This window comes from Paenibacillus amylolyticus (assembly GCF_051136285.1).
Lineage (GTDB): Bacteria > Bacillota > Bacilli > Paenibacillales > Paenibacillaceae > Paenibacillus > Paenibacillus amylolyticus_F.
The window spans coordinates 684,273-700,095 of sequence record NZ_CP194938.1 but is presented as its reverse complement, the minus strand read 5'-3'; the positions used below and the strand labels follow the sequence as shown (position 1 = coordinate 700,095).

Annotated in this window: 15 protein-coding genes; 13 read left to right on the top strand and 2 right to left on the bottom strand. The window is 44.3% G+C overall.

Going from position 1 to position 15,823, the window contains the following annotated elements; genetic code table 11:
* The first annotated feature begins 6 nt into the window (after positions 1–6).
* From ACR8BL_RS03130 to ACR8BL_RS03110, 5 genes are all read left to right on the top strand, one after another.
* On the top strand, positions 7–888 hold the full coding sequence (locus ACR8BL_RS03130) for a carbohydrate ABC transporter permease (protein ID WP_434751262.1): 882 nt from the start codon (positions 7–9) through the stop codon (positions 886–888).
* Between the two features lie 165 nt (positions 889–1,053).
* Positions 1,054–2,814, top strand: coding sequence for a spore germination protein (locus ACR8BL_RS03125; RefSeq protein WP_434751261.1), 1,761 nt, complete (start codon positions 1,054–1,056; stop codon positions 2,812–2,814).
* A gap of 40 nt (positions 2,815–2,854) precedes the next feature.
* A complete protein-coding gene (locus ACR8BL_RS03120) occupies positions 2,855–3,970 on the top strand; it encodes a GerAB/ArcD/ProY family transporter (RefSeq protein WP_434751260.1) in 1,116 nt (371 codons plus the stop codon).
* Positions 3,942–5,165, top strand: coding sequence for a Ger(x)C family spore germination protein (locus ACR8BL_RS03115; RefSeq protein ID WP_434751259.1), 1,224 nt, complete (start codon positions 3,942–3,944; stop codon positions 5,163–5,165). The genes ACR8BL_RS03120 and ACR8BL_RS03115 overlap by 29 nt, the downstream gene beginning before the upstream one ends.
* A 69-nt stretch (positions 5,166–5,234) precedes the next feature.
* Positions 5,235–5,453, top strand: coding sequence for a hypothetical protein (locus ACR8BL_RS03110; protein ID WP_434751258.1), 219 nt, complete (start codon positions 5,235–5,237; stop codon positions 5,451–5,453).
* A gap of 226 nt (positions 5,454–5,679) precedes the next feature.
* Here ACR8BL_RS03110 and ACR8BL_RS03105 read toward each other — a convergent pair whose 3' ends face one another.
* On the bottom strand, positions 5,680–6,960 hold the full coding sequence (locus tag ACR8BL_RS03105; RefSeq protein ID WP_434751257.1) for a stalk domain-containing protein: 1,281 nt from the start codon (positions 6,958–6,960) through the stop codon (positions 5,680–5,682).
* A gap of 426 nt (positions 6,961–7,386) precedes the next feature.
* On the opposite strand from ACR8BL_RS03105, the gene ACR8BL_RS03100 reads away from it, so the two are divergent.
* Positions 7,387–7,536 carry a hypothetical protein gene (locus tag ACR8BL_RS03100; protein WP_434751256.1) on the top strand — a complete coding sequence of 50 codons (150 nt, stop codon included), beginning with the start codon at positions 7,387–7,389 and terminating at the stop codon, positions 7,534–7,536.
* A 109-nt stretch (positions 7,537–7,645) separates the two neighbouring features.
* The gene (locus ACR8BL_RS03095; protein WP_434751255.1) at positions 7,646–7,897 is read left to right on the top strand and encodes a hypothetical protein; all 252 of its coding nucleotides are present in this window, start codon (positions 7,646–7,648) and stop codon (positions 7,895–7,897) included.
* Positions 7,898–7,991: 94 nt separating this feature from the next.
* On the opposite strand, the gene ACR8BL_RS03090 is transcribed toward ACR8BL_RS03095, so the two are convergent.
* Entirely contained in the window at positions 7,992–8,417 is a 426-nt protein-coding gene (locus ACR8BL_RS03090) for a hypothetical protein (RefSeq protein WP_434751254.1), read from the bottom strand.
* A gap of 213 nt (positions 8,418–8,630) precedes the next feature.
* Here ACR8BL_RS03090 and ACR8BL_RS03085 point away from each other — a divergent pair, with 213 nt between their 5' ends.
* From ACR8BL_RS03085 to ACR8BL_RS03060, 6 genes are all read left to right on the top strand, one after another.
* Complete coding sequence (locus ACR8BL_RS03085; protein WP_434751253.1) at positions 8,631–8,939, top strand: hypothetical protein; 309 nt, start codon at positions 8,631–8,633, stop codon at positions 8,937–8,939.
* Between the two features lie 208 nt (positions 8,940–9,147).
* Positions 9,148–9,720, top strand: coding sequence for an esterase/lipase family protein (locus ACR8BL_RS03080; RefSeq protein ID WP_434752996.1), 573 nt, complete (start codon positions 9,148–9,150; stop codon positions 9,718–9,720).
* 302 nt (positions 9,721–10,022) lie between these two features.
* A complete protein-coding gene (locus ACR8BL_RS03075; protein ID WP_434751252.1) occupies positions 10,023–10,763 on the top strand; it encodes a LytR/AlgR family response regulator transcription factor in 741 nt (246 codons plus the stop codon).
* Positions 10,764–12,062, top strand: a complete 1,299-nt coding sequence (locus ACR8BL_RS03070) for a GHKL domain-containing protein (protein ID WP_434751251.1) — start codon at positions 10,764–10,766, stop codon at positions 12,060–12,062.
* Between the two features lie 111 nt (positions 12,063–12,173).
* Positions 12,174–14,225, top strand: a complete 2,052-nt coding sequence (locus ACR8BL_RS03065; RefSeq protein ID WP_434751250.1) for a serine hydrolase domain-containing protein — start codon at positions 12,174–12,176, stop codon at positions 14,223–14,225.
* A gap of 151 nt (positions 14,226–14,376) precedes the next feature.
* A complete protein-coding gene (locus ACR8BL_RS03060; RefSeq protein WP_434751249.1) occupies positions 14,377–15,780 on the top strand; it encodes a PQQ-binding-like beta-propeller repeat protein in 1,404 nt (467 codons plus the stop codon).
* Positions 15,781–15,823 lie beyond the last annotated feature (43 nt).

The window sequence follows — 15,823 nt, the reverse complement described above, 5'->3', positions numbered from 1 at the left end:
GATTGTATGCAAACTGCTAAGGTTGCCGCGCAACGAGAGGCCGTAGTTCAGCATCATGCGCTTCGTCAGCGGCTGACATTGGGGAAAATCCTCATTTATCTGTTTCTGATCGCCCTCGCTGTCTTGTGTGTGATTCCGTTTTACCTGATGCTGATTTATTCCACACATAACAATGCGTCGATTGCTTCGACTTTTACGTTTCTTCCGGGTACATTTCTGGTGGACAATTATGTGAATATGGCTTCGAAAATTAACATTTGGCGTGGCTTCGCCAACAGTTTTTTCATCGCTGGCAGCTCTACAGTGCTGTCACTGTATATCGGTGCTTTAACGGCCTATGGTTTTGCCAAGTTTAACTTCAAAGGACGCACGGGATTGTTTCTGTTTCTGCTCGCGACGATGATGGTTCCGGGTCAACTGGCGCTAATCGGGGTATACCGGCTGTTCAGTACGCTTGGCCTGCTGGACAGTTATGCAGCGATTATTTTACCTGCGGCGGCGAATGCCTTTAACGTATTTTTCATCAAACAGTTTATGGAGAGCAGTATTCCAGATGAGATCATTGAATCATCCCGCGTGGACGGTGCGAATGAGTTCAGAACATTTAATCAGATTGTACTGCCTATCCTTGGGCCAGCGATCTCAGCTCTGGGGATTTTCACCTTTATCGGGTCATGGAATAACTTCCTGACACCACTCGTACTCTTTTTCTCCCTTGATAAGTATCCGCTGCCCGTGTTGGTGGCACTAGTTCAGGGATACTACGGTATGGATTACGGATTGTTGTATTTGGGAGTAGCGATTTCCATTTTGCCAATTATTGTTGTGTTCGCCGTATTTTCGAAACAGATTATCGGAAGTGTCGCTTTGGGTGCTGTTAAAGGATAGTTACATGCACACAATCTGCACAGTGTAAGTTAATATTAGCTTAGAAGAGAGTCGCTCGCGGAGCGGCTCTTTTCGTCGTTTGCACTGCATATTTCTGGTGAAGGAAGCAAATGATATCTTTTACTGAGAATACTTGGACTTATCGGAGGAAAGGGGGTGGAGCCCATGAGTCAAAACAGTCAAAATACAAATACCAACTCAAGCACAAACTCAAATACGAATACGAACTCAAGTACAAATACCAACTCAAGCACAAATAATAATACAGACACCAATTCAAATTCAAGCACCGCAGAACAACAGGATTCGAAGCAAGATACAGATCAGTCTACCGAGCAAAATATGAAACAGGATACAAAAGAAGAACAGAAAGAACAAGAACAAGATCAGCAAGAAAAAGAAAAAGAAAACGGCGAAAAATCAACACAGAATACCGATCAAAACGCGGAGAAAAATACGGATCAGGATTCAAACGAGAAAGAGAAGAAGAAAGAGAAAAAAGGCAAGGATCAATCGGATCAAGAACAAGAAGAAACGCATCAGGACTTGCCCTTAACAGGGGATCTGGCTATTGATGAAGAAACATTGCGCGCCGTTTTTACGGACTGTTCTGATGTGATATTTCATTCTTTCGAGACTGCGGGCTTCACCTCGGCGCTATGTGTATATTGTGTGGGTTTATGTGATACTGAACGGCTTGAGCGTCAGGTGTTAGCGCCTGTTCAGGAGATTGGCATGGAGTCTGCTCAGGTTCCTCTGTCTTCCGTAAAAACCGTGGAAACGTCTAAACAGGCCGCAGAAGCGATATTGGAAGGAGAAGCACTGCTATTGCTGGAAGGTTCCAACGTAGCAACTGCGTATCCGCTCTACAAAGCCGCGAATCGTTCGACGGAAGAGCCACTAGCTGAATCGACAGTTCGTGGTGCAAGGGATGGCTTCACCGAGTCACTCACAACAAATCTTTCTTTGGTTCGTAAACGGCTCAAAACACCTGCACTAAAATTCCGAACACGCACCGTTGGAGAAAGCTCCAATACCAGCATTGCACTTGCTTACGTAGAGGGTATTATAGATGCCTCTTTGGTGAAAGAGGTAGAGCAGCGACTGGATCGGTTAAGAGTCCGCGACATTCTGGAAAGTCAGTATATTGAAGAAGATATCATCGATCAGCGATTCTCACCTTTTCCTCAAATGATTGCTACTGAACGTCCGGACGTTGTGGCCTCCAATCTGATGGAAGGGCGGTTTGCGATACTGGTGGATGGAACACCGTTCACACTGGTGGCTCCTGTAACCCTATTTTCCATGCTTCAGTCACCTGAAGATTATTATCAATATGTGTTTATGAGCGTATTTCTCCGCTGGCTGCGATACGTATTTTATGTTCTGTCACTGCTACTGCCCTCGGCTTATGTCGCGATCACGACCTATCACCAGGAGATGATTCCTACAGTGTTACTACTCAGTATCGCTAGAGCCAGAGAGGAGATTCCTTTTCCCGCACTTGTAGAGGCACTTATTATGGAAATTGCCTTTGAAGCACTCCGGGAAGCTGGTGTTCGCCTGCCCAAACAGGTAGGTTCCGCGGTCAGCATCGTCGGCGCGCTCATTATTGGACAGGCTGCAACAACGGCTGGTATCGTCTCCGCTCCGATGATTATCATCGTTGCGATTACAGGGATTGCATCCTTTATGATTCCACGCTACTCCGCTAGCATTTCGACACGATTGCTTCGTTTTCCCATTATGCTTTTGGCTGGAACGCTGGGTTTAATCGGGGTTATGTTGGGTATCATTTTGATCGTCATTCATTTGAGCAGTCTTCGCTCATTTGGGGCGCCGTATCTGTCTCCAGTTGCACCGACGAATGCCAAAGGGTTGAAGGATTTATGGTGGCGTCCAGCGCCTTGGAACAAGCCGCGTTAGTGAATTAGATTTATAATCATGGAAAGGTGGGGGAGGACTTATGTTAACTGACCAAGGAAAAATATCCGATACACAGCTGGCGTTTATGATCTTCCCAGCTGTTATTGCAACAGCCATCTTGTCTGTACCTGGAATAACGATGCATTATGCCGGACATGACATGTGGTTATCCCCCATCATTGGATCTATTTTTGGACTCGCAACGATCGGTATATCACTTGGACTGGGTCGTATGTACCCTGGGAAATCTCTCATTCAATCCAGCGTACTTATTGCAGGCCGCATTCCCGGCAAAATTCTGGGCCTTGTCTACCTTTTGTTTATGCCCCATTTAACCGGGCTGATTATTAGGGAGTATGGTGAGTTCATTGCGAACAATGCACTTCCGCGCACACCGATGTTTGTCATCATGGGCACAATGCTTTTGGTGTGTGCGATTAACGTCAGACTTGGTATTGAAGTGGTTGGTAGAACGGCTCAGGTTTTTGTGACACTCGTGATGGTTATGCTCGGCCTCGTCTTTGTACTGCTCATTGGAGAATTGCATCCGGCTGAATTGTTTCCTTTTATGGAAAATGGACCATTACCTGCTGTCAAAGGAGCACTGGCTCCTGCCGCATGGTTCAGTGAATATATCGTGATTGCCTTTCTGCTGCCCTATGTGAATCGCCAAAAACGAACTACGCGTGTCCTGCTCGGCTCTTTATTGACAACAACGGTGGTGATGACCGTGATTAATGTGGTTTGTCTATTTTTAATTGGAGATTTGACGGACACATTTGTTTTTCCGGTGATGATCGCTGCCAGGTATATTACGATTGCGGATTTTTTACAGCACATTGAATCGATTATTATTGCCGTCTGGATCTTTGGGATTTATGTGAAAATCTCGGTGTTTCTGTATATATTCGTGACATCGACCGCGGAATGGTTTGGGCTGAAGGATTACAAACCTTTGGTGAGTTCGCTTTCCTTTCTGTGTATCATATTTTCGTTTTGGATAGCATCAAGCGGGTCGGGATTATCCAGTTTGGTGAGTCCTTCTGCCAACTTTTATACGATCACTATATTGTTGATACTTCCGGGGCTTACCTACGGTATTGCTTGGGTGAAGAAGGGGTGGGCGTATGTGCGAAAAAAACGAACGAATGCCTGATCTCATGAAAAGCAGAATGATATCAGTATGCAGGACACTGCTATGGAGCTGGTTATGCTGTACATTGCTCACGGGATGCTGGGATCGCATTGAGATTAATGATCTTGCCATTGTACTGGCAACCGGAGTGGATTACAAAAATGATCAGGTCGAACTGACATCACAGATATTTGTACCCCGCAAAGCGGGAGGAGGAGACAGCAGTGGCAGTGGAGGCAGTCCTAGCGGAGTGACACTGACAAGATCTGCTGAAGGGCATACCATTGCAGAGGCTCTGAATCGCTTGCAAAGGAAAATGCCGAGGAATATGTTTTGGGGGCACTGTGAAGTAATTATTATTAGTGAAGACGCCGGTAAAAAAGGCATACGCGAATATATCGATTTTTTCCTCCGATACCCTCAGATCAGGGAACATGCCTACATTTTTTCGACACCTGAACCTGCCAAAAATATTCTCGCCTTGCTCGATCCGTTGGAAAGAAGCTCTGCTGAGTCATTACGTGAGATGGCCAATATGAAACTGGGTACACGGACAACCATTCTGGAACTTGCTCAATCTATTGAAGGACCTAACCAGTCTGTGATTCTATCCCGTATGTTGTCACTTCCGCCTGAAGAGGGGCAAGATAAATTAATAACGACACCGTATATCAAAGGGCTAAGCCTCTATAAGGGCGACACATATATTCGGAGTGCGCATGAACCGTTAACTGTTGGCATTCTAACGCTGGCCAATGAGTTAAACAACATCATCATGCCCGTGAATGTGGAACCGGAAAAAGGATCTTATTCCATTCAACCGCTGGAGGTGAAGACAATTCTGAAGCCGAACATTTCAGCTGGACATTGGAGTATGAAGGTGGATGTGCAGACGCGGGGAGAAGTCGTGTTAAATACAACAGATGGTGATCTTACAGATCCTGTTGTCATGAAAAAACTGGAGGAGACCTGGGCATCACAGCTGAAGGAAATGGCAAAATCAGCACTACGTTTAACGCAACAGGAGATGCGAACGGATCTGTTTAAGTTCGGGGTGGAGTTTCGCAGATATTATCCTAAACAGTGGAAGGAACAGGAAGCAGATTGGGAGCGGTTGTACTCCGATCTCGATGTAGACATACAGGTACATGCGCGAGTTGTACGTACAGGGAAATCTGCCGGGCCTCAGGGAATCCCGGATGAGCATGGGAGTTGAAGGGTCAGCGCAGGCAGTAGCGGTTTTGCTCAAGGTGATATAGTTCTCATGGACAGAAGGTGATGAATAATGAAAGTAGCATCCATGCTAGGTATTCTATTGCTAGCCGTAACGATCGTCTATATAGAATGGAAACGCAGCGAAGAGAAAAAGGCCCGAATGATATCAGCAGGAGTAAGCGCAGTGAGTGCGATCATTGGTATCATCCTGCTGTTTGATCCCCGATTGCCGGGGCCGGGTGTAATCATCAAACTTTTGTTTGGTGGTTTAGATAAAGTGATGAAGTAAATAGGAGGGCAGGTGAGCCAGAATAAGAGTTGGAGGGCAAAAAGAGAGTGAAGAGAAGAGCAGAATAGAAAACATAAGAGAGTTAGAAACAAAAGAAACAAAAGAAACAAAAGAAACAAAAGAAACAAAAGATAAAAAGGCACGCTCCTATTTATATTAAGGGAACGTGCTTTTTTTTGGAAATTACATATTTATTATTCAATCATACATCAGACAAGTTACTCTGTTATTCCTTGATTACCGCTGCATGCACAGCTGATACCATTTCAGCGTTGTACGTACGGAACAGCCCCAGCCGCCAGAAGGCTGCGCCCTTCAGATCGTAGCGTTTTGCAAGCCCCAGCTTGTCCCCTACAGATGCAGGTGTCTCGCTATTGATGCTGATGCCAAGTAACAGCTTTTCCTTAGGCACACCCGCTTGGAGCGCGAGTGTGATAGCCTGATCGACCAGACTGTTTGGCTCTGCAACCTGGGCTTTGGTTCCTGCCGGATTATACTGGTAGGCCATAATGATAAGATCATCCGCTATCGTAGCCAGCGTTGTGTACTCATATCCCTTGTACGCACTATTAAGCGGAGGAACAACCAGAGAGATGGCAATCTCTTGAGGCAGCGATTCTCTGAGCTGTTTCACATACTGATTCAGCAATTGCTGCTGCTGTACCGCATCCAGCTTAAATCCCAATCCCTCAAAATCAAGCACAACCCCGCCGAAGCCATACTCCTGAACGGCGTTTTTAATGCCGTCAATGGACTTTTGGCGTAAACTGCTATCACTCAATACTTTGGTTAACTCACCATTTCCATCCAGGGCATAAACCATCAGGCTTGGCTGGATTTGCTGACGAGCTGCATCAGCCACAATCGATTGGGGTGTCACTTCGCCAGCGGCAGCTGGAATCTGGTACTCTTTTCCTTCAAGTGTAAATTGACCATCCCGATCAATCCGACTCCAGCCAAAAGCAACCGAATTCATCGATGGTAAGAGATCAATCTCGTTGTACGCTTTGATGGCATAGAATGCTCTGAGATGCATCTCACGCTGAGGTGATATCATAGAGACGGTTCGTGTAGCCTGATCCCAGCCTGTACGGACGCCGAACTGACTGCTGAATGAACTAAGAGGTATGAGTACACGTCCTTCGCGCTGCACAGGTGCAGCAGTGAGCTTGATTTGGGTACCATTTACAGTGGCTGTCTTGCTCCCCACCTGAAGCACCACTTTTGTTGTTTTATCTTTGGATGTGTTCACCGCGGTTATGGTCTGTGTTTTGTTGTTCCAGCTAATCCCAATGCCGAGTGCTTCTCCGACCGTACGGAAAGGAACATAAGTGACCCCCTGATCAATTCGTGGTGCTGCATCAAACTTTAAGGGCACATGATCCAGTTGCACAGAGATGGCAGGAGCTGCATCAAGTTTATGGGCTTGGGTTGCAGGCAAGCTGCTCATCATGGATAGGATCATGACGGCAGCGACAGTGATTTTTCCAGTACGTCGAATGAACATAAATAGGTGTACCTCCAGGCGTTGTGGTTTTTTCATACAATCTGAAAGTCTATTAAATATATGAAGTAAGATTACCAAAGCATAAAATTTGGCAAATCTATCATAACAAAATTTTCATATTGTTCCAATACGAGAGATGTATAAGGGGCATAACACAAGCTTGATAGAAAATATAGTGGAGTATATGGTGTGAAAGGTGTGACTCTTTCCCGAACTCTACAGGATTTATCTACAATCCCACAGCGGGTGCAACACAATCTACGCAGCTGATTGTAACGTGTATTAATGATTCGCTGAATGCTCCTGTCAGTGTTGAATTGAAAGTATTCAGGTGGGATACGACTCAATTGACTCGGATTCCGATAGGTCATGATTTAGTTGAAATCTTGCCGCAAGCAACAAGGACTTTCATCTATCCACTGATTAATGCAGCATTTTTTTGAAGTGCAAAGTGATTATTTCAGCGCGACAAGCACCATTATTCATGTCTATGGCACGGATTCTACTGGACAGACTATACTGCGCGTTCTTCAATCCGAAATGACGTTAATTGATCGATTCACCAATATCCCTTAACAGAAAAGAGGTGAAGAGATGGCCGTTGTGAATATTACCGGTGCTTTGGCAGGGCATCAGTTTGAACCTTCCATTGCAGTTAACATATTAAATCCTAATATTATGTGTGTTGTTGCTGTGGATACGAATTGACGGGTTTCTGCTCGGTGTGTTTGTTGCCGAGTCTTTCGATGGAGGAGCGACTTTCAGCAACCGTCGTCTAACAACGACGTCCTTTAATCCCGATGGTATCTCTCCAGTACCTACCGTTCTAATCGGAGATTATATTACAGCGGCTACATATGCCCCGGATAATCTGGCTGCGGTGTGGATGGCGACCACACTGCCAACGGGCAAGCTGGATGTTTATTTCGGCAATTAACGTTATGCGTAGATAACCCCATGCCTGTTTGTTCCGCTCTGTGGTTCTACAGGTATGGAGTAACAGGCAGTACATACTAAGCTTAATCTAAAACTTAATCCGAAACGATAAATCCGTCGAAATTTTCAGGACCTACCCGGACAGTACCCAGCAAATTGGTGCTGATAAATGCTGTATAGGTAATCTGTGGGGTTACAGGCGGGTTATAGTCATTTGCAGAAAACATGATGACCTCCGGCGCAAGCAATCCGCCCAGACCATACGTGTGATTCGCTGAATAAATGAGAGGATCTGTTGCAACCGTGCCACGTACAATCGTAATTCGGACTCGAAAAAGAGCGAGTGGAAGTTTTACAGTAATCGTTCCTTTGAGAGAAACTCTGGGATTAGGACCTGCCCCTGCTGTCAGTAACCCGATCTGTGCAAATAATGTAGGTGTGTTAATGACAGGAATAGGAATGGCGATAGAATTAAACGTGGTCGCATTTAAGGATATTCTGGCATCAAGTAATTGGGTCAAGGGATGTCCCTCCTTCGCATTCAGATAGAATACCATATTCAATGAAGTCACATCCGCATGGACGAGCGCTCAGGACTAGCCAAATTAGGAAAGTTGGATTGAGTATTAAACCAGTTTTGAACGTATCTTTTGACACATCAAGAGTGAAATGAGAAAATACGTTTCTATGATATAAAGTAAAAATAAATAATTTGAAGTTGGAGGCATAACAAAATGAATCAGCGCTTTAAAATAACGAGATCCATGCAGCAAAACAGTTCGGAACAACGTATTTCGTTGGAGGAATGCAAAGCGTATTTTGCTACCAAGCCGGAGTTTACCTACTCCACAGTGCTTAATATCGTCGGGGCGGAGAGTACGATGACCATTGAAGGTGACTTTTTTATGTGGGAGCATGAAGGACAACAATACCCATTCCGATTGTATATAGGGGAGTTGTACGTAGCTATTTCGAATGAAGCGATCGTTCAGGTTATGATGGAAGCAGCGTCGCATCTGCATGCGGATATTGTAGAGGGATAGTAGTGCTCCGAGGCGTACGAAGAGGCAAGCTGAAAGAGGAGAGCACCTGTATTTCGACAAAAAAATAAGCAGTGAATATCATACTTTATTGGTTGAATGAGACTAAAATACCATTTTATTTGCATTTTATAAATTGTAAAATGTGGATATCTCATTTCACAGGAGGATGATCTGATTGAGAAGGTTAAGACTACTGCTAATTGTTTTGATGAGTGCGATTTTTGCTTTTGCTTTACCCGGAATTGGGCAGAGTACGACCGCTTCTGCTGCCACTGCGCGGACACCTATTGTCTTTGTTCATGGATTGACAGGGTCGGATAGTAATTTTGCTTTAATTGAGAGATACCTGCGGGGTGAAGGATGGTCAAGTGATGAATTATTTGCCATGGATCTCCCGAGCAAAGCAGGGAATCAGCTGTTGAACTCTGCGGCGATCAGTCGATTTGTGGATGATGTGCTTCGCCAGACGGGACATACCAAAGTACATATCGTAGCTCATAGCATGGGCGGTGCCAACAGCCTGTATTACATATTGAACCGTGGAGGCATAGATAAGGTGGATAAACTGATCACGCTGGGTGGTGCGAATCGGTTGACAACGAACAGAGCACCAAGCGGCGTTAAGGTGACCTCAATCTATTCAACGAGTGATACGATTGTATCACCTGCCTTATCCCGACTGGACGGGGCAAACAATATTTCCATTAATCTGGTATCGCATATCGGATTGCTTTATAACTCTAGGGTCAATGCATTAATCAAGGCTGCTCTTATAGAATAGCTGTGGTTAAAGCGCTTATATGCCTATCATATATTACCTCTTATAACAAGGCTGACCATTTCTGGTCAGTCGTTTTTCTGTTCAGGAGTAAAGTGGTGCTTACAACCCTGGAAGTTGAAAGATAGATAAACAAACGAAGGATAGGACAAGGCAAAGTCATCGCTGTGTTGTTCTTTTTGCATTTGAATGCATTTCAGGGTGCTGTAAGTGCATTTTAACCCATTCCTGCACTTCTGAGCGTCATAAAATAGTATATTAAAATAATAAGTAAAATTGCTTGCGTTCGGGAAAGGCGGGATGGCATGTATCATATAGCTATATGTGATGATGACGGGCAACAGCGGGAGCTGGTGAGGCATATGGTAATTGCGTTTTCGCTCAAAACTCATATTGAGTTTCATATCACGATGTTTAGTTCGGGAGAACAACTTTTGGCTCATTACGCGGATCAGAAAGAGACGTTTCACCTGCTTATTCTGGATGTAGAGATGGGCGGGTTGAATGGTATACAGACGGCAAATGAAATTAGAAAATTGAAGATCATGGATGTGCAGATTATGTTCCTAACCAGTTACCCCGAGTATATGGTCCAAAGTTTTGATGTCATGACGTTCCAATATTTAATTAAGCCGATTCAGGCAAGTGTTCTGGAGGAGAAGTTGATCAAACTTCACCAGTACTTTCTAGCTATGGATAAAAAGTACGTTGTAATTAAATCGGATTACGATGATTTGATGTTGAAATATGAAGATATTTTATGGATTGAGGTCATCAAAAGCCTCACGGTCAAAAACAAGCTTAAGGTTATCACTAGTGATAACGCTTATGAAACGAAAGGTATTTTATCGGCTTATGCTGCCACGCTGAAAGAGCACGGTTTTATGCAGATTCACCGATCCGTCCTTATTAATCTAATGCATGTACACAAGTTCACGGGTGCACAGGTCACGATGCTGGATGGAACCTCTTTGCCCATAGGTCGTTCCAAAATCAAAGAAGTCAAGGACACCTACACCAAATACATGATCATGAGGGTTCAGTAGATGAATATTCTACATCTGGTGCCCGTTATTTTGTTGACCTTGCTCATGACCTTTCAAGCTAATTATTATTTTGATTCTGTGCTGGGCAAGTCCAGACGTAAACCTCGCAGAACGATTTATTTCGTTGTGTTTATCCTGTTGAATTTCTTTTATTTGGCTACGCGATTACCTTCTGTTCTATCGACTGTTCTTGCATTGATTTATATCTTCACTCTGGCACAATCCTACCGGGTAGAATTAAAACTGAAGATTATGTTTACGGTAATGTATGCAGCACTGTTAACGACAGTGAATATCATTTCAGTTTATGTTTTTAGTGTAATTGACGACATCGACTACCTGAAAGAGGCTGTCTATGGCTCGGAAGCGATATGGTTGTTTTCCAAAGTACTAGTGTTAGGGTGCAGTATCATGTTTGTTGTCATTCCCATTGTTCATCTGATTGCCAAACGCAGGAGCTTCAGGGTGCACCATCGGTCTTATCTTTTATTTTTAATCGTAACTGCGATTACGGTGTACCAGATTAATTTCATTTCGATATACAGCGAAAAAAATATTTATTATATTTTTTCCGTCATGGGTTCGCTTTTTCTCAATGTATTTATCGTATATGTATTTGATAATATCGTGGAGAAAGCGCAGCTTGCACATGAGAATGAACAATTGCAACGGCAGATGGATTATCAGGATGCCAATTATGAGAAGACCGTACACAATTTCAAGAGCATTAAAAGTATAATCCACGATATCAATCAGCAGTTCTTATACATTGAAGAATGTGTGAAACGTAATGAATTGGCAGCAGCGACAGAGCATATGCATGTAACCTTGAACACCATTGAGCATGCTTACCAACGTGTAAATAGCGGTAATCTGGTCATTGATGCACTGGTTACCAATACGTTGACGGTTGGACAGGCAAACGGCATTCGGATCGATACGCGCGTTCACCTGCACTCCCAGCATGTAGGCATTGAAAGGTACGACCTGTGTGTGGTGCTTGGAAATGTTCTGGATAACGCTGTTGAGGCATCCAAAAAAGTACGAATTGCCGAAGATCGCTATATGTTAGTATCTATCCATTCTACGGCGTCAGCTCTGGTGATTCAGGTGATGAATCATGCGATACAACCGGCAGCGGGCCTGAAGAGTGACAAATCGGATTCAGAATTTCATGGTTTTGGCCTGACCAATATATCGAGAATATGCAGCAAATATGGAGGACATATGACGATTGAACAGGGACAGGGGTCGTTTAACAATATGGTTGTTCTTCCATACAACACAAACAACGTCTGAATTGTCGTTCAGGGGTTGTTTTTTTCCATTCAGGTTTCTTTTTCGCAGGCGGCGCCTTTACCGGATATGATGAATGCAATCAAGTATATCCATCACAAGGAGGAAGTCTGAATGAAAAGAATAATCACCGTTTTGTGTGCCTTCATGCTTGTTATTATGCCTGTAACAGGTGTTAAAGCTCAGGCAAATGAGAAGCAGACAATCCAAGGAAAAGCCACACAATTAGCTGAAATGCTGGTTCAAAATTATGGTGTCACGAGTGTGCAATATGCCATTATGGACAAAGGAAAAGTCATTGTATCGGACGGTGCAGGATTCCATGACAAAGCGAGCCAGAAAGCAGTGGATAAAGACACGATGTATGGCATAGGCTCCGTAAGCAAAATGGTGGTGACATCAGCGGTCATGATGCTGGTGGATGCGGGTCAGGTTGACCTTGACAAGCCGCTTACAACGTATATTACCGATTTCAGAATGGCTGATCCCCGCTATAAAGAAATCACGCCGCGTATGTTAATGAATCATTCATCCGGGTTATATGGCTCGCATTATGGAAATAGTATGCTGTTTGATGATAACGACACACGTAATCAGGATGAATTACTGGTCAAACTCCAGTCCGAACGTCTTAAGTCTAAGCCTGGTGAATACTCCGTTTATTGTAATGATGGATTTCAATTGCTGGAGATTTTGGTGGAACGCATGAGTGGACAAAGTTACAGCAAATATGTGGAACAGTCTATCAGCAAGCCGCTGCAGCTGAATTCAACGAAGACGCCACTGGATTCATTTAATAGAGACAGGTTGGCTGAGACCTATTGGCCAACATTCGAATCTAAGATGCCTGTTGAAAATGCAAACATCATCGGTACCGGCGGTATTTATTCGACGGCTGAGGAGTTGACAAAATTTGCTGAGGTACTGATGGGCAACCGCCCGGAACTTCTGTCAGAATCTTCAGTCAAAGCGATGCAAAGCGCTGAGTATCGCAAAGGCATATGGGTATCTGATGAAATCAATTCGTTTAACTACGGACTTGGCTGGGATGCCGTTGAGCTTGCTCCGTTCAGTGAGTACGGTGTCAAGGCACTGACCAAGGGTGGGGATACGATGATGTATCACGCTTCCTTAATTACCATCCCGGAGCACGACATCTCCATGGCTGTGTTATCTTCAGGCGGCTCTTCTATTTTTGACCAGATGTTTGCCACTAAAGTGTTGCTGGAGGTACTGAAGGAACAGGGCATCATTGACAACATCAAACCGGATCGTACTTTCTCTGCGCCAGTCCAGACGAAGATGCCTGCTGAGCTGAAAAATTACTCCGGATTGTATGGGACCGTTGGTGCTACTACGGAAATCGATATTCAGAATGGAGCATTTACATTACCAGCTATGCTGGGCGGACTGGTTGCTGAACAAACCTATGTGTATACAGGTGACGGGTACTTTACCAGCAAAGACGGAAGTGTGAACGTGAGCTTTGTGAAGGAACGCAACGCCAAGACCTATGTGAAAGTCCAAGGATATCTTAGCTTGCCAGGGCTGGGACAGATGGGCATGAGTACGTTTGATTATCAGAAGCTGGAGCCTAACAAACTGGACGCAGTTACCCAAGAGAAGTGGGCTGCACGGAACGGTTTGAACTATTTTGCACTGGACGAAAAAATTACATCGATCTTCTATCTGGTTCCATCACAGCTGATTAAAAACGTTAAGGTCAACGCAGAGCATGGCTATGTGAATGGGACTCAAATTAGGGATGTGAATCATTCCGTTAATGTTGCGGAGATCCCTGTTATGAACGGCCGAGATGCATTCGACTTGGAATTAATGATGAAAAAAGATACTGAAATTCTCACACAGAACGGACAACAATACATCTCGGAAAAGGCTATACGGCCGATTTTTAGTGGGAAATCAGGAATTGCGAGCATTCCAGCGAGCGGTCAAGCACGATGGTATGCCATTGGCGGGAAGTCTGCTGAAAAGACGATAACGGTGGATTCTCCTGAGCACGGCGGTTATGCAGTTTATGATGATCAAGGTCAGGTGCTTCATTTCTCCATCGCGACGGGTAAACAGACAACCAAGCTTCCGAAGAAAGGTTTTATCGTATTTGGCGGTAACGCCGGTGACGTTTTCCAGATTCGTCTGAAATAAAGAAAAACGGTTTGCATACAACGTTCATCGCAAAGGGCTGCCATATGGCGGCTTTTTGCCGTATGACACAAAGTGAAATGGAAACATTTTGCTCACCCGCTGCGTTATATATGTGATGGCTTACATATATTTTTCAGGAGGTAAAGTGACCATGTTATCAAAAAAGAACCATCGCATCTCAGGAACTCGCAAGACTGGTAAACTGAAATCCGTTGCTGCTGGGCTGACTGCTGGAGTATTGATGCTGCAATGCGCTGTCGTGGTTTTACCATCACAGGTTTATGCCGAGCAAGCAGATATCTCTGCGCGTAATTGGTATGCCGGACAAAACATGCAACTACCTGAATTGAAACCTTCCTGGACGGCAAAGGTCGATAATTATCTGAATATGAGCGAACGGTTTATGGCGAGTAACGCGGTCGCAGAAGATGGAAAAATATATACGTTTCGAGATTCAAAGCTAATCGCGCTGGATGCAAAGACAGGCAAGGTATTATGGACTTATGGCAGTAAATTAAACCCAACGATCGCTTACCTTGATGGTGTTCTCTACGGACTTAGCGGTAGTCACAAGCCCTATGCTTTGAATGCCAAAACGGGCAAAGTGAAGTGGCAATCCAGTATAACGACTTCTAGCGATACTGATCCATATACCCAAGCAGTAGTCCCAACCAAAAATAGGTTATACGTCATATACGGCAGTCAAACCTATGCATTAAATATCGAGTCAGGCAAGCTTCGGTGGAAAGCCAATGAAGCGGCAGGAGAAGGAAATGGAACAGAGTATCTGGTAGAATCCGGAGACGTTGTACTTCGAAGTTTTATGGTGCAAGGTGCACTGACATCTATTCAGCTTAATGCTTATGATCAAAAGACGGGCAAGAAACTGTGGGATAAATTTGGTCAGGGAGAAGCCATTCAGATCAAAAATGGACTTGTTTATTCGGTGGACTATCACTCACCCGCGCTCCAAGATGATGAGTCTTCACCTATTCGAAAATGGACGATCAACGTTTATAACTTGAAGACAGGGGTGTTAAAAGGAAGTCAAGAATACAGCTGGAAGCTATCTGGACAAGCACCATATGCAAATGGCCGTGGAGGAATTATGGCCTTCGAAGGCAAGCTGTATATGGAACAGGACGGCATAATTGCAGAGTATGCGCTTGATCAATATAAGTCTGGAGCTGCTCCTTTGCGCACGTTTTTGAAACCTTATGGTGATAATATGGAAATGCTTGGTGTTGCACAACAACGTTTGATATTCAGAAACCCTGCGAATGGAGAACTTGCTGGTGTAAAGCTGGCCAATGGACAAAATGTATCATGGAACGGGGATGCTCCTGTTTCTCAGCTTGATGTATATGGAAAAGGGATGTACCGGGCGCAACGCAATGGCACACTGATCGCGATGAATATGGTCACAGGCCAACCTGTTTTTCGTATAAAAACCGGTGGGGATAGGTATAATCAAACGTTGAAAACTGGAGATATGATCATCATCCAGTCGGAGGGTAAACTAACTGGAGTCAGACTGCCAGCATCATTGAAATAAAGATTAGTGTACGGCTATCATCATTATTTGAAAGAATGTTTTA